This is a genomic window from Kitasatospora sp. NA04385, assembly GCF_013364235.1.
Taxonomy (GTDB): Bacteria; Actinomycetota; Actinomycetes; order Streptomycetales; family Streptomycetaceae; genus Kitasatospora.
In genome coordinates, this window is record NZ_CP054919.1 from 7,504,513 (window position 1) to 7,525,294 (window position 20,782).

The window sequence follows — 20,782 nt, forward strand, 5'->3', positions numbered from 1 at the left end:
TGCCGGATCGGTGTGGTGGTGGGCACGCTCACGCTCCTGTCCTGCCGGCGCGGCGTGCGGCGGAGTGCTTGGCGCCGCGGCGGGCGGCGGCGCGGGCGGCGGCGCCCGCGGCCGGGCTGTCGTCGTCGGACCCGGGCGCGCGGTCGATGGCCTGGGCCAGCGCCCGGGCGGAGGGGTAGCGGAACATGTCGACCAGGGACAGGGCGCTGTCCCGCTGTTCGAGCAGGCGGGCCCGGGCGACGACGACGAGCAGCGAGTTGCCGCCCAGGGCGAAGAAGCTGTCGTCCAGCCCGACGCGTTCGACGCCCAGGACGTCCCGCCACACCTCGGTGACCAGGCGTTCGGTGTCGTTGGTGGGCGGGGCGTAGGCGCTGGTGCCCTCGGGGCGGCTCTCGGCCAGGTCGGGCAGGGCGTTGCGGTCGACCTTCTTGTTCGGGGTCAGCGGGACGGCGTCGATGGCGTGCACGGCGCCGGGCAGCATGTAGCCGGGCAGCCGGGTGGCCAGGTGCGCGCGGAGCTCGGTGGCGGTGGCGGTGCGCCCGGGGGCGGGGACGTAGTAGGCGATCAGGCGTCCTTCGGCACCGGTGCCGCGGATGACGGCGACGGCGGAGCGCACGGCGGGGTGCTGGGCCAGGGCGGCCTCGATCTCGCCGAGTTCGATCCGGTGGCCGTGGAACTTGACCTGGTCGTCGAGGCGGCCGAGGAACTCCAGGGTGCCCCGGGACGTCCAGCGGGCCAGGTCGCCGGTGCGGTAGAGCCGGGCGCCGGGGGTGCCGGAGAACGGGTCGGGCTGGAAGCGCTCGGCGGTGGTGCCGTTGCGGCCGAGGTAGCCGCGGACGATGCCGTCGCCGGCCAGCAGGAGCTCCCCGGGGACGCCGACCGGGCACAGGCGCAGGTCCTGGTCGGCGACGTAGGCGCGGACGCCGGCCAGCGGGCGCCCGATGGTGGCGGGGCCGTCGGCGCCGGCCGGGGAGGTGGTGGCCCACACCGCGGCCTCGGTGGGCCCGTACATGTTGTGGACGGTGCCCGCGACGGTGCCGGCGAGGGCGTGCGCCAGGTTGGTGGGCAGCGCCTCGCCGCCGACCAGCAGCCGGGCGAGCCGGGGCAGTTCGGCGCGGGTGTCCTGGTCGGCCAGCAGGGCGCGGGCCAGCGAGGGCGTGCACTGCAGGTGGGTGACCTCGTGGGCGCGCAGCTGCTCGGCGAGGGGCTCCTCGCTCTCGGCCAGGGCGGCGGCCCTGCGCTCCTCGCTGATGTCGCGGACGGTGACCAGGTGGGCCAGCGCGTCGAGGGCGGCCTTGTCCTCGACGCCGAAGTCGACCAGGCAGGCGACCTCGTCGGCCCCGGCGGCCTTCATGCGGTCGATCATGTCGGCGCAGACCTGGGGGGTGCCCAGCAGGCTGGCGGTGGCGAAGAACCGCTCGAAGGCCCGGTCGACGAGTGCGCGCAGTTCCCCGGGCGGCAGGGCCTTGAAGTCCTCGGCGCTCCCGGTGGTGGCGCCCAGGGAGGCGATCAGGTCGAAGGAGGTCTCCAGGTAGCGGCTCATCGGCTCGCGCACCAGTTCGCGGACCTCTTCGAGGTCGGTGCCGACGAAGGTGTGCACCATGACCGCGACGTGGCCGTCGCCGGGCCCGTGGCCGTGTTCGCGCCAGGTCCTGCGGTAGAGCGCGATCTTCTCGGCGAGCTCGTCGAGGCTGTGCCCCAGCAGGTGGGTGAGGACGCCGGTGCCGGCCTCGCCCGCCATCCGGAAGGTCTCGGGGTGCTTGGCGCTGGTCAGCCACACCGGCAGCCGGTCCTGGACCGGCTTGGGGTAGATGCCGACCTCGACCTGGGCGCCGACGCCGTTGCGGCGGGTGGTCTTCTGCCCGCTCCACAGGCTGCGGACCTCGGCCAGGCCGTCCATCATCAGCTGCTTGCGGGCGGCGTAGTGGTCGGGGGCCAGGACGAAGTCGTTGGCGTGCCAACCGGAGGCCAGCGAGATGCCGACCCGGCCGGCCGAGAGGTTGTCGACGGCCGACCACTCCTCGGCCACCCGCAGCGGGTCGTGCAGCGGCATGACGACGCTGCCCGCGCGGACGTGCACCCGCTCGGTGACGGCGGCGACCGCGGCGGCCATCACGGAGGGGTTGGGGTAGAGGCCGCCGAACTGGTGGAAGTGGCGTTCGGGCGTCCACACGGCGGCGAAGTTGTTGCGGTCGGCGAACTTCGCGCCCTCCAGGAGCAGCCGGTAGCGGTCCTCGGGGCTGGCCTCGCTGTCGCTGCCGAAGTAGAGCAGGCTGAAGTCGATCGGACGGGAGCGGGCCTGGAGGTCCGGGCCGCCGCCGGCGGGTGCGGCGCGCAGCGGGGGTTCGCGGCGCAGCACGATGCGGTGGCCGTGGGTGAGCGCCCACAGCAGCTCGACCACGGAGATGTCGAAGGAGACGCTGGTGAGGGCGAGCCAGGTGCTGGGTTCGTCCTCGCCGAAGGTCTCGCTCATGCCGGCGAACAGGTTGGCCACGTTGCGGTGGGTGACCATGACGCCCTTGGGCTTGCCGGTGGAGCCGGAGGTGTAGATCACGTAGGCCAGGTTGTCCGGCGTCACCTCCGGACCGGCGGCGGCGCCGCTGTGCCCGTCGCCGGTGTACCCGACGCCGATGTGCCCGTCCCCGCCGTGCTCGTCGTCCTGCTCGCCGGGGACCACGACCCGGGCGGCGCCCAGCCGTCCGGCGGAGGCGGCGTTGGCCGGGTCGGCGACCACCAGGCGCACGCCCGCGTCGGCGACCATGAACGCCAGGCGGCCGGAGGGGTAGTCCGGGTCCAGCGGGAGGTAGGCCGCGCCCGCCTTGAGGATGCCCAGCAGGGCCACCATCAGCAGCGAGGTGCGGTGCAGGTGGACGCCCACCGGTTCGTCCGCCGCCACGCCCAGGCGGCGCAGCCGGGCGGCGAACTGCTCGGCGCGGGCGTCGAGTTCGCGGTAGGTCAAGGTGGCGTCGGAGGCGATCAGCGCGGTGGCGTCGGGGGTGGCGGCCACCCGCTGGGCCAGCAGCCGGTGCACCAGGGCCTCGGAGCCGTGCGCCGGGGGGCCGGCCTGCCAGGCGGCGAGGGTGCTCAGCTCCTCGGGCGGCAGGACGGCCAGTTCGTCCACCGGCAGGTCCGGGTCCTGCGCGGCGGCCGCCACCACCCGGGCGTAGCGGTCGGCCAGCCGCCGGGCGGTGGCCGCCTCGAACAGGTCGGTGCTGTACTCCAGGCGGCCGGTGACCCCGTCGGGGGTGCGGGTGAGGCTCAGGGTGAGGTCGAAGCGGGCGGCGCCGGTGTCGCCCAGGACCGGGGTCACCCGGCAGCCCCGCAGTTGCAGGCCGCCGTCCCGGTCCTCGTGGCGGTAGCTGAACAGCACCTGGAAGAGCGGGTTCTGGGCGAGGTCCCGGTCGGGGTGGAGCTCCTCGACCAGTTTCTCGAAGGGCAGGTCCTGGTGGGCCAGGGCGCCCTTGACCTCCTCCCACAGGCGCTGGACGAGCGTGCGGAAGGTGGGACGGGCGGCCAGGTCGCAGCGCAGCACCAGGGTGTTGGTGAAGAAGCCGATCAGCGGCGCCAGTTCGGGGCGCTCGCGCCCCGAGACGGGCGTGCCGACGACGACCTCGTCCTGGCCCACGTGGGCGCGCAGCAGGACCGCGAACGCGGCCAGCAGGACGCTGTAGAGGGTGGCGCCCTCGCCGCGCCCCAGCTCCTCCAGGCGCCGGACGGCCTCCGGGGGCAGGGTGAAGGTGAGCGCGGCACCGCGGTAGCTCTGCACCGGCGGGCGGGGACGGTCGGTGGGCAGGTTCTGCGCGGGCATGCCCGCCAGGTGCTGCTTCCAGTACCCCAGCAGGCGGCCGAGCTCCGGGCCCGCCAGGGTCTCCTGCTGCCAGTGCGCGAAGTCGGCGTACTGCATGGGCAGTTCGCCGGACTGCGGGCTCCCCCCTTCGAGGGCGGCGCGGTAGTGGGCCTCGATCTCCTTGCCGAGGGTGCCGACCGCGGGGGCGTCGCAGGCCAGGTGGTGCACGGTCAGCAGCAGGCGGTGGTGCTCGGGGCCCAGGCGCAGCAGGCGGGCGCGGACGACGCGTCCGGCGACCAGGTCGAAGGGGACGGCGGCCTCCTCGTCGGCCAGGGTCGCGGCCAGCGCCGCGACCTGCTCCGGGCTGCGGCCGGGGCCGGTGAGGTCGGTGACCGGGACGGCCACCGGGGCGGGCGCCAGGACCACCTGGTGGGGCGTCCCGGCGACCGAGCGGAAGGCGGTGCGCAGGATCTCGTGGCGGCGCGCGGTCTCGGTCAGCGCCTGCTGGAGGGCGTCGGCGTCCAGCGGGCCGGTGATGTCGTAGCCCAGCGGGACGTTGTAGACCGAGCTGCCGGGCTGGAGCTGGTCGAGGAACCACAGGCGCTGCTGGGCGTAGGACAGCGGAGCGCGGTCGTCCTCGTCGGCGCCGGTTCCCAGGGGGGTGCTCACTGCCGCCCCCCGTCTTCCTGCGGGGCGGCGGCGCGGCGGGCGCGCGGCAGGATGGGGCCGGAGCCGGTCGCGGCGGCGGCGTCGACGGCCTCGGCGAGGCCGGCGACGGTGGGCCGCTGCAGGAACACCGCGATCGGGACGGCGGTGCCGGAGGCCTCGTTGACCTGCGCGACGAGGCGGGCGGCGAGCAGCGAGTGGCCGCCGGCCCGGAAGAAGTCGTCGCTGCGGCCCAGCGGCTGGTCGCGCAGCAGCGCGGAGGCGATCTGCGTGATCCGCTCCTCGGTCGGACCCTGCGGTTCCTGCCGCTCCCGGGCGGCGGCCGGGACGTCGAGGGCGAGCGCGGCCAGGGCGTCCTGGTCGACCTTGCCGTGCCCGGTCAGCGGCAGCGCGTCCAGCAGCAGGACGCGCTCGGGGACCATGTAGACGGGCAGCCGGTCCTGGAGGAAGGCGGTGAGCTTGTCCTCGGAGGTGCTCTCGCCGTGTCCGTGGGTGCAGACGTAGGCCACCAGGGTGGTGTCGGCGCCGGGGGCCGGGGTGCGGGCCAGCACGGCGGCGTCCTTGACGTCGGGGTGCTCGCGCAGGGTGGCGGCCACCTCGCCGGGCTCGATCCGGAAGCCGCGGATCTTGACCTGCTCGTCCGCGCGGCCCAGGAACTCCAACTGGCCGTCGGGCAGCCAGCGGACCAGGTCGCCGGTGCGGTAGAGGCGGGCGCCGGGGGTGTCGGAGAACGGGTCGGGGACGAAGCTCTGCTCGGTCAGGTCGGGGCGGTTGACGTAGCCGCGGGCCACGCCGGCGCCGCCGATGTGCAGCGCGCCGCGCACGCCGGTGGGCACCGGGCGGCCCTGGGCGTCCAGGACGTGGGCGGTGGTGCCGGCGATCGGGCGGCCGATGGGCGGCCGTCCGACGTGGGTCTGCGGGGGCACCAGGGCGGCGGTGGCGACCACGGTGGTCTCGGTGGGCCCGTAGTGGTTGTACAGGTCGAAGGGCAGGCCCTGGGGCGGTGCGGCGGGCAGCACGTCGCCGCCGGTGAGCAGGCTGCGCAGGGCGGTGTCGGCGGGCCAGCTCTCGGTCAGGACGGCCGCGGCGATCGGGGTCGGCAGGAACGAGGTGGTGATCCCCTCCGCGGCGAGCCAGCGCACCAGGGCCGCCGGGTCGGCGCGCAGGTCGTCGGGGACGACGTTCAAGGTGGCGCCGGCGGCCAGGGCTGGCCAGATCTCCCAGGTGGAGGCGTCGAAGCCGGGGCTGGCGAACAGGGTGGTGCGGTGGGCGGGGTCCAGCGCGTACTGGGCGGTGTGCCAGGCGACCAGGTTGCTCAGGCCGCGGTGCTCCAGGGCGACGCCCTTGGGGCGGCCGGTGGAGCCGGAGGTGTAGATGAGGTAGGCCAGGCGGTCGGGGGCGAGCGCGTCGGCCTGCACCGCCGCGGCCGGGTCGACGGGCGCGTCCGCGTCGACGAGCAGGACGCGCAGGTCCTGCTCGGTGGGCGGCAGCTGCGGGCGGGTGCGGCCGGTGGCCAGGACGGTGCGCGCACCGGCGTCCCGCAGGATGAAGGCCACCCGCTCGGCGGGGTAGCTCGGGTCCACGGGCAGGTAGCAGCCGCCGGCCAGCAGGACCGCCAGCTCGCCGACCACCAGCTCCGCGGAGCGCTCGGCGTACACCGCCACCGGCTCCTCGGCGGCCAGGCCCGCGGCGCGCAGCTCGGCGGCCAGCGCTCCGGCGCGCTGCCACAGCTGCGCGTAGCTGAGCCGTCCGCCGCTCCAGCGCACCGCGTCGGCGTCGGGGCGCTGCTCGACCTGGCGGGCGATCAGCTCGGTCACCGGCAGGTCGGACGCTCCGGCGCTCTCGGCGCCCTCGGCACCCTCTGCGGCGGAGGTGTCCCCGGCGGAGCCCAGGGTCCAGCTCCGGAGCTGGTCCGACTCGGCGTCCGAGAGCAGGCGCAGGCTGCCCACCGTGCTGTCGGGACGCTCCATCGCGTCGGAGAGCAGGGTCAGGTAGTGCGCGATCATCCGATCCATGGTGGCCTCGTCGAACAGGTCCGAGGAGTGCTCCCAGATCATCGCCAGGTCGTCGTCCTCGGGGCGCGGGGCCCGGCCCATCCGCTGCTCGGCGCGCGGGATCACGATCACGTTGAGGTCGGACTTGGCGGACTTGTTCGAGCGCTCGGTGACCTTGCCGGTCAGCCCGCCGAAGTCGATGTCCGGCACCGCGGAGTCGTGGAAGCTGAACATGACCTGGAACAGCGGGGTGCGCGAGGGGTCGCGGGACGGGTCGATCGCGTCGATCACCGCGTCCACCGGGGTGTCCGACCAGGCCAGCGTCTCGGCCACGCTCTGGCGCACCTGCGCCAGCAGCTCGCTGAACGGCTGGTCGCCCGAGACCTTCGTCCGCAGGACCAGCGTGTTGACGAGCATGCCCAGCAGCGGTTCCAGCTCGGGGAGGTTGCGGTTGGCGGCGCCGGTGCCCACCAGCATGTCCTGCTGCCCGGTGTAGCGGTACAGCAGCGCGGCGAAGCCCGCGTACATGGTGGTGAACAGCGAGATGCGGTTCTCGCGGCTGAAGGCGCGCATCCGGCGGGCCAGCGGGGCGGGGACGAGGATGCGGGGCGCGCGGCCGCGGAAGGTCATCACCGGCGGGCGCGGCCGGTCGGCGGGCAGCTCCAGGGTGTCGGGGGCGCCGGCCAGCCGGGCGGTCCAGTGGTCGACGTGCGCGCGCAGCACCTCGCCGCTCATCCAGTCGCGCTGCCAGATGGCGTAGTCGGCGTACTGGACGGGCAGTTCGGGCAGCGGGGAGGGCTGGTGGGCGGCGAACGCCGGGTAGAGGGCGCGCAGTTCGGACAGGAACATCGACAGCGACCAGCCGTCGTGGACGAAGTGGTGCTCTACGTGCAGGAAGGTGTTGTTGCCGTCGCCGTGGCGCAGCAGCACCCAGCGGGCCAGCGGGGGCTTGGTCAGGTCGAAGGGCTCGCGCAGCTGCGCGGCCACCGCCTCGTCGGCCTGCTCCGCGGGCACGTCCAGGACCAGCAGCGAGGCCTTGGCCTCGGCCAGCGGGCGCTGGTAGCCGACGCCGCCGACGGAGACGAACGTGGTGCGCAGGACCTCGTGGCGGCGGACGATCTCGTCGAGCGCGGCGTGCAGGGCCTCGACGTCGACCTCGCCCTGCAGGGACACGGTGGCCTGGAAGTTGTAGGCGAGGTTGCCCGGGGAGAGCTGCTCGAAGAACCAGACCCGCTCCTGGGGCAGCGACAGCGGGACGGGGCGGTTGCGGGCGGAGCGGCGCAGCGGCGGCGGGGTGGGGGCCGGCGCCTCGACCGCGCCCGCGTCCGCATCGGCGCCGTCGGCGTGGCGGCGGTCGACGATCTCGCCGAGCGTGGCGATGGTCGGCGCGCCGAACAGCTCCGGCACGGTCACCACCACGTGCAGCTCCGCGGCGATCCTGGCCGCCAGGCCCGCCACCAGCAGCGAGTTGCCGCCCAGGGCGAAGAAGTCGTCGTGCACGCCGACCTCGGCGCCGCCCAGCAGCCCGGAGACGATGCGCGCCAGCGCCGCCTCGGTGGGCGTGCTCGGCGCCGCCGCGTCGGCGGCCAGCCCCGACGCCGAGCGGTCCGGCGCGGGCAGCGCGGCCCGGTCGACCTTCCCGTTGGGCGTCAGCGGCAGCTCGGACAGCGCGACCACGGCCCCCGGCACCATGTAGGACGGCAGCCGGCCGGCGACGAACTCGACCAGCTCGGCGGTGGGAACGGCGCTGACCACGTAGCCCACCAGGCGGGCGTTCGGCTGCCCCGAGTGCTCGACCGCCACGAAGGCGTCCCGGACGCCGGGGTGCTGCTTGAGGACGGTCGCCACTTCGCCGGGCTCGATCCGAAACCCGCGGATCTTGGCCTGGTCGTCGTAGCGGCCGATGTACTCGAACACGCCGTCCGCGCGGCGGCGCACCTTGTCGCCGGTGCGGTACATCCGCTCGCCGGGCACCAGGATGTCCGGGACGAACGCCGCGGCGGTGGCCGCCGGCTCGTGCAGGTAGCCGCGGGCCACGCACGCGCCCGCCAGGCACAGCTCGCCGGCCTCGCCGTCGGGGACGGGGTCCAGGCCGTCCAGCACGTAGCAGCGCACCCCGTCCACCGGCACGCCGATCGGCGGGGGCACCGGCCCGCCGGGCAGCACCTCGCCCGCCGTCACCTTCACCGTTGCCTCGGTCGGCCCGTACAGGTTCACCACCGCGAACGGCAGGCCCTCGGGCACGCCGCGCTGCATCGCCGAGCCGCCGGTGTGCAGGGTCCGCAGCACGGTGTGGGCGGGCCAGGACTCCTCCAGGACCGCCTCGGCCAGCGGCGTGGGCAGGAAGGTGACGGTGATGCGCTCGTCGGCCAGCCAGGTGGTCAGCTCCGGCGGGGAGGTCCGCACCCGCGCGGGCGGCACGACCAGCGTCGCGCCCGCGGTCAGGGTGAACCAGATGTCCTGGACCGACACGTCGAAACCGGGGCTGGCCAGCAGCGTGCTGCGGTCGTCGGCGCGGGTGAGGTACGTGGCGTGGTGCCAGCGCATCAGGTTCGCCAGGCTCGCGTGGCTGACGGCCACGCCCTTGGGGCGGCCGGTCGAGCCGGAGGTGTAGATGACGTAGGCCAGCGAGGCGCCGTCCACCGCGGGCGGGGCCGGGGGCGTGGCGCCGCCGGGAACCTCGCGCTCCAGGTCCACCAGGACGACGTCCTCGCCGAGCGGCGCGTCGCCGGCGGCCAGCGCGGCGGTGGTCAGCACGGCCACCGCGCCCGAGGCGTCCAGGAGTTGGCGCACCCGCGCCGCCGGGTGGGCCGGGTCCAGCGGCAGGTACGCCCCGCCCGCGAGCAGGACCGCCACCTCCGCGACCACCAGGTGCGCCGACCGGTCGGCGTACACGGCCACCACGCTGTCGGGGCCCACGCCCCGGTCGGTGAGGTCGGCCGCCAGGGCGTGGGCGTGCGCGGCCAGCGCACCGTAGGTCAGTTCCAGCTCACCGTCCTGTACGGCGATGGTGTCGGGTGCTTCGATCACTCGGGCGTGGAATTCGTTGAGGACCATGTCGCGCGTCATCCTTCACTGCCGGGAGAAGTGGGGGCTGGAACTGGGGGGATTACTCCGAGACCCGACGCAGGCTCAGGGGTCGCATGTCCGTCCACACGGTGCCGATGTGGGTCAGGCAGTCGGTTTTCGTGCCGGTGACACCGGCGTGGTGCCAACCGGCGGGAAGGTCCCGACCGGCGGGCCAGATCGAGTACTGCTCCTCGTCGTTCGACACGACGGTGTAGGACTGGGGGGAGTCGTCCATGGGGTTCCTCCGGGTAGGCGAACGGCGCGACGGCACCCGCCACCCGCACGCCCGCGCGCCCGCCGGACCGCGTGCCTGACCGGCACGGCGGGTACGACGGACGGGCGCGGCCGGCATCGGGCGGGCCGGACAGCGCGCGGAAACGGCCGCCCGCCCGGACAACCGCCCCGACCGCCGGCGAACCACCGCCCCCACGCGTTCCTCTGGGTCAGCATGTATCGCCACTCCACCCGCCGATAGAGTAAAGCGATTACTCCCCCCGCCCGTTAAAACGAGAATTGGACCGGAACACCACGAAAAACCGCCCCCGAAAACAAAACGGCCCTCACATCACACCCGTCACACCGAACCCATCCACCACATTCGCCCCGCAATTCGCCCCGCCCCGGGCGAATGCCGGGTTCCCGGGCCCGGGAAAACCGGGGACGGGCGCATCCCTCCCGCCGATATCCGGATCGGCCGGGCGCGGTCAGCCCAGGAGCCGGGTGTGCAGCCGGACGGTGGTGCCGGCCTCCGCGGTGGAGCGGATCTGGACCAGGTCGCAGAGCTGCTGGACGAGCCAGAGCCCGCGGCCGCCGACCTGGTCGGCGGTGGGCCGCAGCCGGCCGACCAGCGGGTCCTGGAGGTGGCCGGCGTCGTGGAACTCGCAGATCAGGTCCGTGCCCTCCACCCAGGTGCGCAGGACGCCCCGGCCGCCGCCGTGCTTGATGCTGTTGCCGACCACCTCGGTGGCGGCGATCAGCAGTTCGCGCAGCCGGGTCTCCTCCAGGCCGTGCCGGTTCGCACAGGCGGTGATGTGGGCGCGCACCGCCGAGAGCAGGCCCCGCTGGTAGGGGAGTTCCTGGGGATGGTCGGCGGCCGGGGTCAACTCGGGGAAGGCGTACGGTTCCTGGACGTAGGCGCTGTTGGGGCCGTGGGCCCCCTCGCTGAGCAGCATCGGGTGGCAGCGCCGGGCCGACTCGATCGCGGCGGGCTCCAGCACGGCGGTGTCGTAGGGGCACAGCAGCCACCAGGCGGGGGACTGGGCGAACGCCAGGTTCAGCAGCCACTCGTGGTAACCGAACTCGGTGCTCTCCGCCGGGGAGCGGTCGCTCCACGCGGACTCGCTGATGCCGCGGACCGGATGGCCCTCCGCGGCCTTGGAGACCCAGTCGCGCCAGGCGGGGATCAGCCGCCCGGGGTTGCGGCCCAGGGCGGCGGTGTCGAGGAAGGTGACGCCCCCGGCGATGTCCGTGCCCGCCAACTCGCTGCGCAGCATGCGCTCCTTCGGCTCCCCGACCGCGACCAGGACGAGCTCGCTCCCGGCGTGGGCGTCGTGGATGAAGGACATGGCGCCGTCGAGGAACTGCGCGTCCCCGTCGTAGGGGTACAGCTCGTGCCGGAAGGCGGAGTCCTGGGAGGGGGCTTCCGGGCGCGTCGTGCCGTTCTCGCTCACGGTGCCAGCTCCACGGGGATCTGCGGGACGTCGTAGCCGAGCAGCGACCAGCAGCGCCGGAACGTCTCGTCCGGGTTCTCGATCACGATCCGGCGGCCGGGGGACCCGCAGGCCGCGTCGACCAGGGCGCGCATGCCCGCGGCGTCCACCAGCTCCAGCCCCTCGCAGCGCAGCCGCACGGTGGCCGAACGGGCGACCAGTGCGTCCAGGGCGGTGCGGAAGGACTCGACGCCCTCGAAATCCACCACGCCGCTCACGCTCCAGCAGTCCGTTCCCGCGCTGTACATCCGAAAACCGGGCATCTCCGCGCGTGTGCCCAGCAGGTGGGGATGTACTCCGGTGGCCTGCTCCAGGGCGCCGGGCCGGAAGCCGGCGCGGTGGTAGGCGCAGACGACGACGGCCGCCCTGGCGAGCACCACGCCGTCCAGGTCCAGTTCGTGCCGGGCGATCTCCTGCGGGCTCGCGCCGCCGGGCCACACCCGGTCCATCCGGGCGAGCACCCGCAGGGCGCGGAAGCCCTGGCGGCTCGCGGCGTCCGCCTCCCGGTGCACCATGTCCAGCATAGTCGCCGGGCCCCACGCCGCCCCGCCCGCGCGCTCGGCGACGGGGTCGACGACCAGCCCCTGGGGCGTGCCGTCCAGCGACCACCGGCTGTCGGGCGCGCCGATGAGCAGCACCTTGTCGCCGAAGAGCGCGCCGTCGGCGGCGAAGGCCCGGGCCGTCGCGGTGAAATCGTCCCCGGGGCCGACCAGCCAGCAGACGTGGTCGCCCGTCCCGACGGAATCGAGCGTCGGCACAGCACGCGCATTCCTCACGTGCCCTCCTCCCACCCGATCACCTGCACGCGCATCCTATCGGCCCCGCGCGCACGGGATCGTCCGGGCGAGGGCAGCGCGCCGGTGTCGTCGCGGGGCGCGGACACCGGCGCGCCGTCAGCCGAGTTCGGCGATCCGCCGGGCGTACTCCCGGGCGGTCGCCCCGTCGGGGGCGAGGTCCCGGGCCGCCCGGTAGCTCCGCGCGGCCTCGCGGGTGCGGCCCAGGCGGTGCAGGGCGTCGGCGCGGACGGCGGGCAGGGCGTGGTGGCGGGCCAGCGCGGCGGGCGTCCCGAGGGCGTCGAGGGCGTCCAGCTGGGCCTGCGGACCGTCGCGCATGCCGAGGGCGACGGCCCGGTTGAGCTCGACGACCGGGTTGGCCCGCAGGGCGAGCAGCCGGTCGTACAGGGCGGTGATCGCGGCCCAGTCGGTGGCGGCGGCGTCCGGGGCCAGGGCGTGCCGGGCGGCGATCGCGGCCTGGAGCGCGTAGGGGCCGCCGGACGTTGCCACAGTGCGGGCCAGGGCCGCGCCCTCGGTGACGAGCGCCTGGTCCCAGCGGCCGCGGTCCTGGTCCGCCAGGGTGATCGGGGCCCCGTCCGGGCCGAAGCGGGCGGCCCGCCGGGAGTGCTGGAGCAGCAGTAGCGCGAGCAGCCCCCGCGCCTCCGGCTCCTCCGGGGCTTCGGCGACGACCAGCCGGGCGAGCCGGATCGCCTCCTCGGCCAGCGGGTCGCGGACGGCGCTGCCGTCACTGGGCGCGTACCCCTCGGTGAAGACGAGGTACAGGACGGCGAGCACCCCGCCGAGGCGTTCGGCCCGCGCGCCGGGCGGCGGCACCCGGTAGGGGATGCCGGCCGCCGCGATCTTGCGCTTGGCGCGCAGGACGCGCTGCGAGACGGTCTCCTCGGAGACCAGGAAGGCCCGGGCGATCTCACGGGTGGTGAGCCCGCCGACCGCCCGCAGGGTGAGCGCGACCCGGGATTCGAGCGGCAGCGCCGGGTGACAGCAGGTGAAGACCAGCCGCAGCCGCTCGTCCCCGGGCGGCGGCGGCTCGCGGACCGCCTCGGCCGCGGCGAGTTCGGCGAGCCTGCCGTGCTCGGTGCTCCGCCGGCGCAGCACGTCCAGGGCCCGGTTGCGGGCGGTGGTGACCAGCCAGGCGCCCGGCCGGTCCGGCACGCCGTCGCGCTCCCAGGCCGGCAGGGCGCGGGCGAACGCCTCCTGCGCGCAGTCCTCGGCCAGCTCCCAGTCGCCGGTCAGGCGCACCAGGGTGCCGAAGACGACGCCCCACTCGGCGCGGTGCGCCGCGGCGAGCGCCGCCCGCACCTCCGCCGGCCCGGCCGTCACGCGAAGTCCGCCCAGAACTCGCGCAGTTCGGCGATGCCGGTGCGGGCCATCGGGGAACGGGCGAGGTAGTCGAGGGCCTCCTGCCGCTCCCCGTCGAGGAACACCAGGCCGGTGACCCACTGCGGCACGTCCGCGTACGCCCCGTCGGTGACCAGCAGTTCGCCCGCGCGGCGGCGCACGAGGGTGGCGTCCTCGACGGGGCGCAGGTGCTCCCCGCCGAGGTAGCGGCCGGAGGCGAGCCCGGCGCGGACCCACTCGGCGACCTCGGCCCGGTCCGGCCCGGGGGCCGGGGCGTCCGGGTCGGCCCGGAAGACGCCCAGGTAGCGGGCGGCGGGGGCGTCGCCCGCGTGCGGGAGGTTCGCGGTGCCGGGCCCGAGGTCGAGCGGCTCGACCGGGCGGATCTCGACGCGCCCGCCGGTCGCCATCGGGTGCGCGGCGGCGGCCTCGATGGCCTCGTCCAGGTCGGCGGCCTCCAGCAGGTCGTACCCGGCGATCCACTCGGTGGTCTCGGCGAACGGGCCGTCCGTGACGAGCACCCGCTCCCCGCGGACCCGGACGGTGCTGGTCTCGGCGACCGGCTTCAGCGGCATCCCCTCCAGCCGGACGCCCCGGCCGTTCCACTCCTCGACCCACGCCTCCGGGTCCTGGTCGATCGGCTCCCCGGCCGGGTCGGTGGCGATGAACAGCACGTACTTCACGGCATTCCCCTTTCGAACGGTTCACCCGTACGACGAAGAGCCGCGGCCGAATCCGACAGGTCGGTGAGAATTTCCTTCCGACGGTACCGCCACCGCCGCCACCGCCGCCCCGGGCGCGGGCGGGGGCGGGGGCGGGGGCGCGGGCGGGGGCGGGGGCGTCAGAGGGTGACGCTGTAGGCGGGGGTGGAGACCTGGAAGGTCTGGTCGGAGCGCTGGTAGTCGAACCAGTACGTCACCCGGTCACCGGACTTGACGGTGAGCGGCTGCTCCCAGCGCCCGGCCCCGGCGTTGAGCGGCCAGGCGGCGGACTGCCAGACGGTGGCGACGTTGTTCGCGCCCAGGGCGTCGATCCGGCCCTTGATGTACGCGAACGCCTGCTGGTAGAAGTCGGCGCCGTAGCAGTTCCACCCGCTCGGCGCCTGCGTGCTCGGCCGGGAGACCGCGATCCAGCGGGTCGAGTGGACGGCCGACGGCCGACCCCGGCTCGCGGCGCGGCGACGCCGACCCCCGCCCCCGAGCCGCCGGTCGGTTTCGGCACCGACCGCCCCGGCCCCGGCTGGATGACCCTGCGCCGCCACCCCGACCCGTCCTGGATCGCCCTCGACCGGGGACGGCTGCTGCTGCGCGGCGACGAGTCGCTCTCCTCCCGGCACCGGCAGAGCCTGCTGGCCCGCCGCCGCACGCACGCCGAGTTCGACTTCGAGGCGACGGTGGACGCCGACCCCCGCTCGCCCCGCCAGGCCGCCGGACTGGTGCACCTCTACAACACCGAGCTCTGGCACTACCTGCACCTCAGCTGGGACGAGGCGCTCGGCCGGGTCCTGCGGCTCGGCGTCTGCGACCGCGGCCGCTACACCGAGCCCGCGGCCCCCGCCCCGGTCGGCGCCGGGCCGCTGCGGCTGCGGCTCGAAGTGCACGGCGCGGCCGCCCGGTTCGCCTGGACCCCGGCCGGCGGCGCCCCCCGCTGGCGGCCGGCCGGGCCCGAACTCGACGCCTCCCGGCTCTCCGACGACTACGCCACCGTCGGCGACGCGCACACCGGCCACTACACCAGCTGGGGCTTCACCGGCGCCTTCACCAGCGTCTGCGCCCAGGACCTCACCGGCGCCCGGATGCCCGCCGCGTTCTCCGCCCCGTCCTACCTCGCCCCGCGGTGAGCGCCGACCCGGCCGGCGGCCGCCCGCACTATCCTGCTGTGACCCGGGGCGGCACCGGCGCACCACCCACCGCCCCCGGGCCGCGGACCACGAGGAACGGACGACAGATGGCGGGCCAGGCACGACCCAAGGTGACGATCGGCGAGATCGCCGCCGAGGCCGGTGTCTCCAACGCCACCGTCTCCAAGGTGCTCAACGGCCGCAGCGACGTCTCCGCCGCGACCCGCGAGCGGGTCCAGGAGATCATGGACCGCCACCACTACCAGCGCCGCCGCCCGCGCCGCCGCGGCGGCATCGTCGACCTGGTGATGAACGAGCTCGACAGCCTCTGGTCGATCGAGATCATCCGGGGCGCGCAGGAGGCCCTGGCCGAGGCGGGCGTCAGCATGGTGCTCTCCGCCGTCCACGGCAGCAGCACCGGCACCGGCGAGTGGCTGGAGCAGATCGCCGGCCGCCGCTCGGACGGCGCGATCCTGGTGGTCTCCGACCTGACGCCGCGCCAGCGGGCCCGGCTGGCCGCGCTGAAGGTGCCGTTCGTGCTCGTCGACCCGGTCGGCACCGCGGACGCCGGCGTCCCGACCATCGGCGCCACCAACTGGGCCGGCGCGATCTCCGCCGTCGACCACCTGATCGGCCTGGGCCACCGCCGGATCGCCCACCTGGCCGGCCCCCGGCAGCTGCTGTGCAGCCGGGCCCGCGCGGACGGCTACCGGGCCGCCATGGAACGCGCCGAACTCCCGGTCCCCGACGGCTGGCTGCGCTTCGGCGAGTTCAACGACCGCTCCGGCCGCCACGAGTTGACCGCCCTGCTCGACGAACTCGCCGCGACCGGACAGGAGCCGCCCACCGCGGTGTTCGCCGCCAGCGACCTCCAGGCCTTCGGCGCCTACACGGCGCTGCGCGAACGCGGCCTGCGCATCCCGCAGGACATCAGCATCGTCGGCTTCGACGACGTCCCGGTGACCCGCTGGAGCGACCCGATGCTCACCACCGTCCGCCAGCCGCTCCAGGACATGGCCGCGATGGCCGCCCGCACCCTGCTGCGCCTGGTCGACGGCGAGCAGGTCGACCTCCCGCGGGTCGAACTGGCCACCCGCCTGGTCCAGCGCGAGAGCACCGGCCCGGTGCCGTCCGCCGCCCGCTGACCCGGTGCCGCCCGCCGCCCGCTGACCCGGGGGCCCGGATCCCCGGGCCGCGCGGCGGCCCCGCGGTCGCGTCCTCAGCCGTCGGCCGGTCGGGGCGGCCGGTCCGCGTCGTCCAGGGCGCGCAGGCTGTGTTCCCAGCGCCGGCGGCGTTCGGGGAGGGTCTGTTCCCACCAGGGGGTGCCCCGTTCGCCCAGGCCGGTCTTGGCGAGCCGCACGCGGGCCCGGGCGGCCCGTTCGGCGTCCGGGTCGTCCGTGAGGCGGGCGAGGGCCCGGCGGGCTGCCATCAGGTGGTGGGTGAGGCGGTCGCGGACCCCCTCCGGCACCTCCGGGTCGGTCGCCCGCCAGCGCCGGCCGCCGATCAGGACGTGGTGGCCGTCGGGGGTGTGCTCGACCTGCTGGTTCTCGGTCATGGGGCCATGGTCGCGCACCGGGCCGGTGAGGACGCGTCAGTTCGTCCTGGCGGGGTATTCGCACGCCGTCCCCGGGCCGGCCGGTGTGCCGGACGGGCTTGAACCCGAGGAGCGAGATGGCCACTTCGTCGGCGCGGCGGTTGCAGCGGAGCGCGCGGGAGGTTTTCGGCTGGGAGCGGTTGCGGCCGGAGCAGCTGTTGGCGATGGAGGCGGTGATGGAGCGGCGCGACACCCTGGTGGTCATGCCCACCGGGGCCGGCAAGTCCGCGGTGTACCAGGTGCCGGGGTTGCTGCTGCCCGGACCGACGGTGGTGGTCTCGCCGCTGATCGCGCTGCAGCGCGACCAGGTGCAGGGCCTGCTGCGCCGGGCGGGGACGGACGCCGCGGCGGTCAACTCGGCGCAGAGCGGACGGGAGAACTCCTCGGTCTGGGACCGGATCAGCGAGGGGGACGTGGACTTCCTCTTCCTGGCGCCCGAGCAGTTGGCCAAGGACGAGGTGGTCGAGCAGCTCGCCGCGGCGGGGCCGGCCCTGTTCGTCGTGGACGAGGCCCAGTGCGTGTCGTCCTGGGGCCACGACTTCCGGCCGGACTACCTGCGGCTGGGCCAGGTCATCGACCGGATAGGGCGGCCGCCGGTGCTGGCCCTGACGGCGAGTGCCGCGGCGCCGGTGCGGGCGGACATCGTGGCGCAGCTCGGGATGCGCGAGGTGCACGAGGTGGTCACCGGCTTCGACCGGCCGAACATCCACCTGGAGGTGGTGCCGTTCCGGGACGCGGCGGTGAAGAGGCGCGCGGTGGTCGAGCGGGCGGCGGCCGAGCCCAAACCGGGGCTGGTGTACGCGGCGACGCGGCGGGAGGCGCAGGAGTACGCGGTGGAGCTCGAACAGCTCGGCTTCGACGCGGCGGCCTACCACGCGGGGCTGCCCGCCGCGGAGCGTGCCGCCGTCCACGACCGCTTCCTGGCGGGCGGGTTGGACGTGGTGGTGGCGACCTCGGCGTTCGGGATGGGGATCGACAAGCCGGACGTGCGGTTCGTGCTGCACGCCTCCGTTCCCGGTTCGCTGGACGCCTACTACCAGGAGATCGGGCGGGCGGGGCGGGACGGGGAGCCGGCGCGGGCGATCCTCGCCTACCGGCCGCAGGACCTGGGGCTGCAGCGGTTCTTCGCGGCGGGTCGTCCGGACCCGGACACCGTCGCCCGGGTGGCGAGCACCCTGGCGGACTGCGACGGGCCGGTCCACCCCGGTGAGCTGCGGGCCGAGACCCGGCTGACGGCGAGTCGGCTGACCGCGGTGGTGAACCTGCTGGAGCAGGTGGGCGCGGTGGCCACCACCGGGGAGGGCGACCTGGAGCCGACCGTCGACGTCGACCCGGTGGACGCCGCCCGGGAGGCGGTGGAACTCGGTGACGCCCACCAGCAGTTGGAGCGCTCCCGGGTGGACATGATGCGCGGTTACGCGGAGAGCGCCGGTTGTCGGCGGCGCTTCCTGCTGGGCTACTTCGGCCAGCCCCGGGAGGCGTCCGACACCGGTTCCTGCGGCTCCTGCGACCGTTGCGAGGCGGCGGAGCTCTCCCGGCAGGGGCCGGCGGGCGGCCCCGCCGTGCTGGCGGGCACCGGCGGCCCGCTGCCCGGGCCGTCCGCCCCGGACGACGACTCGGCCGCCCTCGCCGACGACCGGCACCCGTTCCGGCCGGGCGCGCTGGTGCGGCACGAGCACTGGGGGGAGGGCGCGGTGATGAGCGAGGAGGACCGCCACCTGACGGTCCTCTTCGACAGCGTCGGCTACCGCACCCTGTCCCTGGACGTGGTGCGCCGGAACAACCTGCTCGCCGTGCGCTGACCGGCCGGTCGCGGCGCGGCGCCGGACCGCGCCGTCCGCCGCCGCGCCGGTGCCGGTGGGCACGACGACGGCCGCCACCGCGGCCACCCCGGCGGCGCCCGGACGGCGGACATCCGGGTGGCCGGCTCCCCCCGGCCCTCTACGCTAGCGGCCATGACGAACACATATCCGGTTCAACGGCCGGGCCTGGCCGAGCACTTGAAGGACAAGGGCGCGGCGATGCGGGACGCCGCGCGGCGGCGGCCGAGCAGTGCGGACTGGGACGAGGAGGTCAGCGCGGTCTGCGTCGCCGACGACGCGACCGGGGTGCGCAAGGTGCGGGTGGGGGAGTGGTCGTTCCTCGGCGACGGCGGCCCGGACATCGGCGGGTTCAACCTCGGGCCGTCCTCGCCGGAACTGCTGTGCGCGGTGGTCAGCACCTGCCTGACCCACACCCTGCTGTGCATCGCCGCACTGGAGGACGTCCCGCTGGACCGGGCCGAGGTCGAGGTCCGGGCCCGCAACAACGACGCCCGGTTCTTCGGCGTGCCGACCGACGCGCCCGCCGTCCCGTACGACCTGACGGCCACCGTGGACCTGCGCGGCGACGTGCCCGCGGAGACGCTGGCCGGGCTGCTGGCCGCCGCCGACGAGCGCTGCCCGATGCTGCGGCTCGTCCGCTCGGAGCACGCGGTGACGCTCCGGCTGAGCTGAGCCCAGCCCTGCCCAGCCCAGCCGGGCAGCGGCGGAGGCCGCCACGCGGACGGCGTGGCGGCCTCCCGGGTCGACGCGGGGTCAGCCCTTGAAGGCGGTGGTGCCGTTGGGGGTGCCGAGACCGGTCGGGCCGTCGTAGCCGGTGCCCGCCTTGCACAGGTAGGCGGGGGAGCAGGAGCCGTTGGAGCCGGAGGTGACGTCGAACAGGGCGGTGGTGTGGGCGTACGGGAAGGACGCCGGGCTGGAGCCGGCCGAGGGGGCGCCGCCCAGCGCGTAGACGCCCGCGATGATCGGGGCCGCGGCGCTGGTGCCGCCGTAGACGGCCCAGCCGCTGCCGCCGTAGGTCTGGTAGACGGCGACGCCGGTGGCGGGGTCGGCGACGGCGGCGACGTCGGCGATGGTGCGCTTGGTGCAGCCGGTGTCCTTCTGCCAGGTCGGCTTGGTGTCGTACTTGGAGCAGCCGGAGCCGGTGCCCTCGGTGGAGTTGGTCAGCCAGACGCTCTCCGACCAGCCGCGGCTGCTGCTGTCCCGCTTGAGGGCGGTGCCGCCGACCGCGGTCACGTACTTGGACGCGGCCGGGTACTGGGCGCCGTACGCGGAGTCGCCGGAGGAGACGGTGATGGCGACGCCCGGGTGGTTGAAGTACGAGGTGTCGTACGAGGTGTCGGCGGAGGACTCGCCGCCGCCGTAGCTGTTGGAGACGAACTTGGCGCCCAGGCTCACCGCGGTGTTCACCGAGGTGCCGAGGTTGGCCATGGTCGCGCTGCTGGCCTCGACCAGCACGATGTGCGCGTTGGGGGCGATGGCGGAGACCATGTCGAGGTCGAGGGAGATCTCCCCGGCCCAGCCGGAGTTGTTCGCGGGCAGGCTGCTGCCGCCGCTCTGGTTGACCTGCTTGAAGCAGCCGCTGGCCTTGGTGCAGGCGGGCAGGCCGTACTGGGCGCGGTAGACGGCCATGTCCGACTCGGCGTTGGGGTCGTTGTAGGCGTCGACGATGGCGATGGTCGTGCCCGCGCCGCCGTTCGCGGGCAGCTTGTACGCGCCGAGCAGGTCGCTCGGGCCGAAGCCGGACGGGGTGAGGTGCGGGCTGACGCCGAACGCGGCGACCGGCTCCACCGTGCTGGTCACGCGCAGGGCGTGGCAGGCCACGGTGTCGCCGTGGGCGAGGGTGTCGCAGGCCCGGACCCAGGACGTGCCGCCCCCGGTGCGCGCCTGCGGGGCGGCGGTCGCGCCCGCCGGGGCGGCGGTGGTGAGGGCGGAGAGGGCGAGGGCGGCGGTGCCCGCGACGGCGAGGGCGGTGCGGCGGGCGGTGGCGGAAGTGCGCATGCGGAAGTGCCTCCTTGGCTGGGGTGACCGGAAGCGGTGCATGCCGGGCCGCGCGGACGGATGGTGTTCCGGGAGCGCGGCGGGGCGGGCGCGAAGGCGGGGTTCGGGCTGCCGTTCGGCCGGGTGTCCGCGTGGGGGCGGACTGGCGTTCGACACTAGGGGGTCATGCTCAT

The 20,782-nt window shown here is 75.3% G+C and carries 14 protein-coding genes; 4 read left to right on the plus strand and 10 right to left on the minus strand.

Annotated features, from left to right (window positions below; all coding sequences use genetic code 11):
• Positions 1–28 precede the first annotated feature (28 nt).
• The 8 genes from HUT16_RS33240 to HUT16_RS38835 form a co-directional block, all read right to left on the minus strand.
• Positions 29–4,456 carry a MupA/Atu3671 family FMN-dependent luciferase-like monooxygenase gene (locus HUT16_RS33240; RefSeq protein WP_176191716.1) on the minus strand — a complete coding sequence of 1,476 codons (4,428 nt, stop codon included), beginning with the start codon at positions 4,454–4,456 and terminating at the stop codon, positions 29–31.
• Positions 4,453–9,504 (minus strand): non-ribosomal peptide synthetase, encoded by a 5,052-nt coding sequence (locus HUT16_RS33245; RefSeq protein WP_176191717.1) that lies wholly within the window; start codon positions 9,502–9,504, stop codon positions 4,453–4,455. Before HUT16_RS33245 ends, HUT16_RS33240 begins: the two co-directional genes overlap by 4 nt.
• A gap of 52 nt (positions 9,505–9,556) precedes the next feature.
• The gene (locus HUT16_RS33250) at positions 9,557–9,751 is read right to left on the minus strand and encodes an MbtH family NRPS accessory protein (RefSeq protein WP_176191718.1); all 195 of its coding nucleotides are present in this window, start codon (positions 9,749–9,751) and stop codon (positions 9,557–9,559) included.
• A 469-nt stretch (positions 9,752–10,220) separates the two neighbouring features.
• On the minus strand, positions 10,221–11,186 hold the full coding sequence (locus HUT16_RS33255) for a sensor histidine kinase (RefSeq protein ID WP_176191719.1): 966 nt from the start codon (positions 11,184–11,186) through the stop codon (positions 10,221–10,223).
• The gene (locus tag HUT16_RS33260; RefSeq protein ID WP_176191720.1) at positions 11,183–11,983 is read right to left on the minus strand and encodes an MEDS domain-containing protein; all 801 of its coding nucleotides are present in this window, start codon (positions 11,981–11,983) and stop codon (positions 11,183–11,185) included. Before HUT16_RS33260 ends, HUT16_RS33255 begins: the two co-directional genes overlap by 4 nt.
• Positions 11,984–12,118: 135 nt before the next feature.
• Positions 12,119–13,339, minus strand: a complete 1,221-nt coding sequence (locus HUT16_RS33265) for an RNA polymerase sigma factor (protein ID WP_254898104.1) — start codon at positions 13,337–13,339, stop codon at positions 12,119–12,121.
• A complete protein-coding gene (locus tag HUT16_RS33270; RefSeq protein ID WP_176191721.1) occupies positions 13,336–14,037 on the minus strand; it encodes a YciI family protein in 702 nt (233 codons plus the stop codon). The genes HUT16_RS33265 and HUT16_RS33270 overlap by 4 nt, the downstream gene beginning before the upstream one ends.
• 158 nt (positions 14,038–14,195) lie before the next feature.
• The gene (locus tag HUT16_RS38835) at positions 14,196–14,615 is read right to left on the minus strand and encodes a hypothetical protein (RefSeq protein WP_254898105.1); all 420 of its coding nucleotides are present in this window, start codon (positions 14,613–14,615) and stop codon (positions 14,196–14,198) included.
• Here HUT16_RS38835 and HUT16_RS33275 point away from each other — a divergent pair.
• Together HUT16_RS33275 and HUT16_RS33280 are read left to right on the plus strand one after the other, a co-directional pair.
• On the plus strand, positions 14,598–15,194 hold the full coding sequence (locus tag HUT16_RS33275) for a hypothetical protein (protein ID WP_254898106.1): 597 nt from the start codon (positions 14,598–14,600) through the stop codon (positions 15,192–15,194). The genes HUT16_RS38835 and HUT16_RS33275 overlap by 18 nt on opposite strands.
• 107 nt (positions 15,195–15,301) lie before the next feature.
• On the plus strand, positions 15,302–16,339 hold the full coding sequence (locus tag HUT16_RS33280) for a LacI family DNA-binding transcriptional regulator (protein WP_176191722.1): 1,038 nt from the start codon (positions 15,302–15,304) through the stop codon (positions 16,337–16,339).
• Positions 16,340–16,413: 74 nt separating this feature from the next.
• On the opposite strand, the gene HUT16_RS33285 is transcribed toward HUT16_RS33280, so the two are convergent.
• Positions 16,414–16,749, minus strand: a complete 336-nt coding sequence (locus HUT16_RS33285) for a hypothetical protein (RefSeq protein WP_176191723.1) — start codon at positions 16,747–16,749, stop codon at positions 16,414–16,416.
• 116 nt (positions 16,750–16,865) lie between these two features.
• Here HUT16_RS33285 and HUT16_RS33290 point away from each other — a divergent pair, with 116 nt between their 5' ends.
• Together HUT16_RS33290 and HUT16_RS33295 are read left to right on the plus strand one after the other, a co-directional pair.
• Positions 16,866–18,590 carry an ATP-dependent DNA helicase RecQ gene (locus tag HUT16_RS33290; RefSeq protein WP_176191724.1) on the plus strand — a complete coding sequence of 575 codons (1,725 nt, stop codon included), beginning with the start codon at positions 16,866–16,868 and terminating at the stop codon, positions 18,588–18,590.
• Between the two features lie 153 nt (positions 18,591–18,743).
• A complete protein-coding gene (locus HUT16_RS33295) occupies positions 18,744–19,283 on the plus strand; it encodes an OsmC family protein (protein WP_176191725.1) in 540 nt (179 codons plus the stop codon).
• An 81-nt stretch (positions 19,284–19,364) separates the two neighbouring features.
• Here the strand turns inward: HUT16_RS33295 and HUT16_RS33300 are convergent, their stop codons facing one another.
• A complete protein-coding gene (locus tag HUT16_RS33300; RefSeq protein WP_176191726.1) occupies positions 19,365–20,609 on the minus strand; it encodes a S53 family peptidase in 1,245 nt (414 codons plus the stop codon).
• Positions 20,610–20,782: the final 173 nt, after the last annotated feature.

What these genes read in the sequence shown, in the direction of transcription:
- HUT16_RS33245 (WP_176191717.1), bottom strand. Translation starts at nt 9,504, where the DNA reads ATGGTCCTCAACGAATTCCACGCCCGAGTGATCGAAGCACCCGACACC.
- HUT16_RS33250 (WP_176191718.1), bottom strand. Translation starts at nt 9,751, where the DNA reads ATGGACGACTCCCCCCAGTCCTACACCGTCGTGTCGAACGACGAGGAG.
- HUT16_RS33275 (WP_254898106.1), top strand. Translation starts at nt 14,598, where the DNA reads ATGACCCTGCGCCGCCACCCCGACCCGTCCTGGATCGCCCTCGACCGG.
- HUT16_RS33280 (WP_176191722.1), top strand. Translation starts at nt 15,302, where the DNA reads ATGGCGGGCCAGGCACGACCCAAGGTGACGATCGGCGAGATCGCCGCC.
- HUT16_RS33285 (WP_176191723.1), bottom strand. Translation starts at nt 16,749, where the DNA reads ATGACCGAGAACCAGCAGGTCGAGCACACCCCCGACGGCCACCACGTC.
- HUT16_RS33290 (WP_176191724.1), top strand. Translation starts at nt 16,866, where the DNA reads ATGGCCACTTCGTCGGCGCGGCGGTTGCAGCGGAGCGCGCGGGAGGTT.
- HUT16_RS33295 (WP_176191725.1), top strand. Translation starts at nt 18,744, where the DNA reads ATGACGAACACATATCCGGTTCAACGGCCGGGCCTGGCCGAGCACTTG.
- HUT16_RS33300 (WP_176191726.1), bottom strand. Translation starts at nt 20,609, where the DNA reads ATGCGCACTTCCGCCACCGCCCGCCGCACCGCCCTCGCCGTCGCGGGC.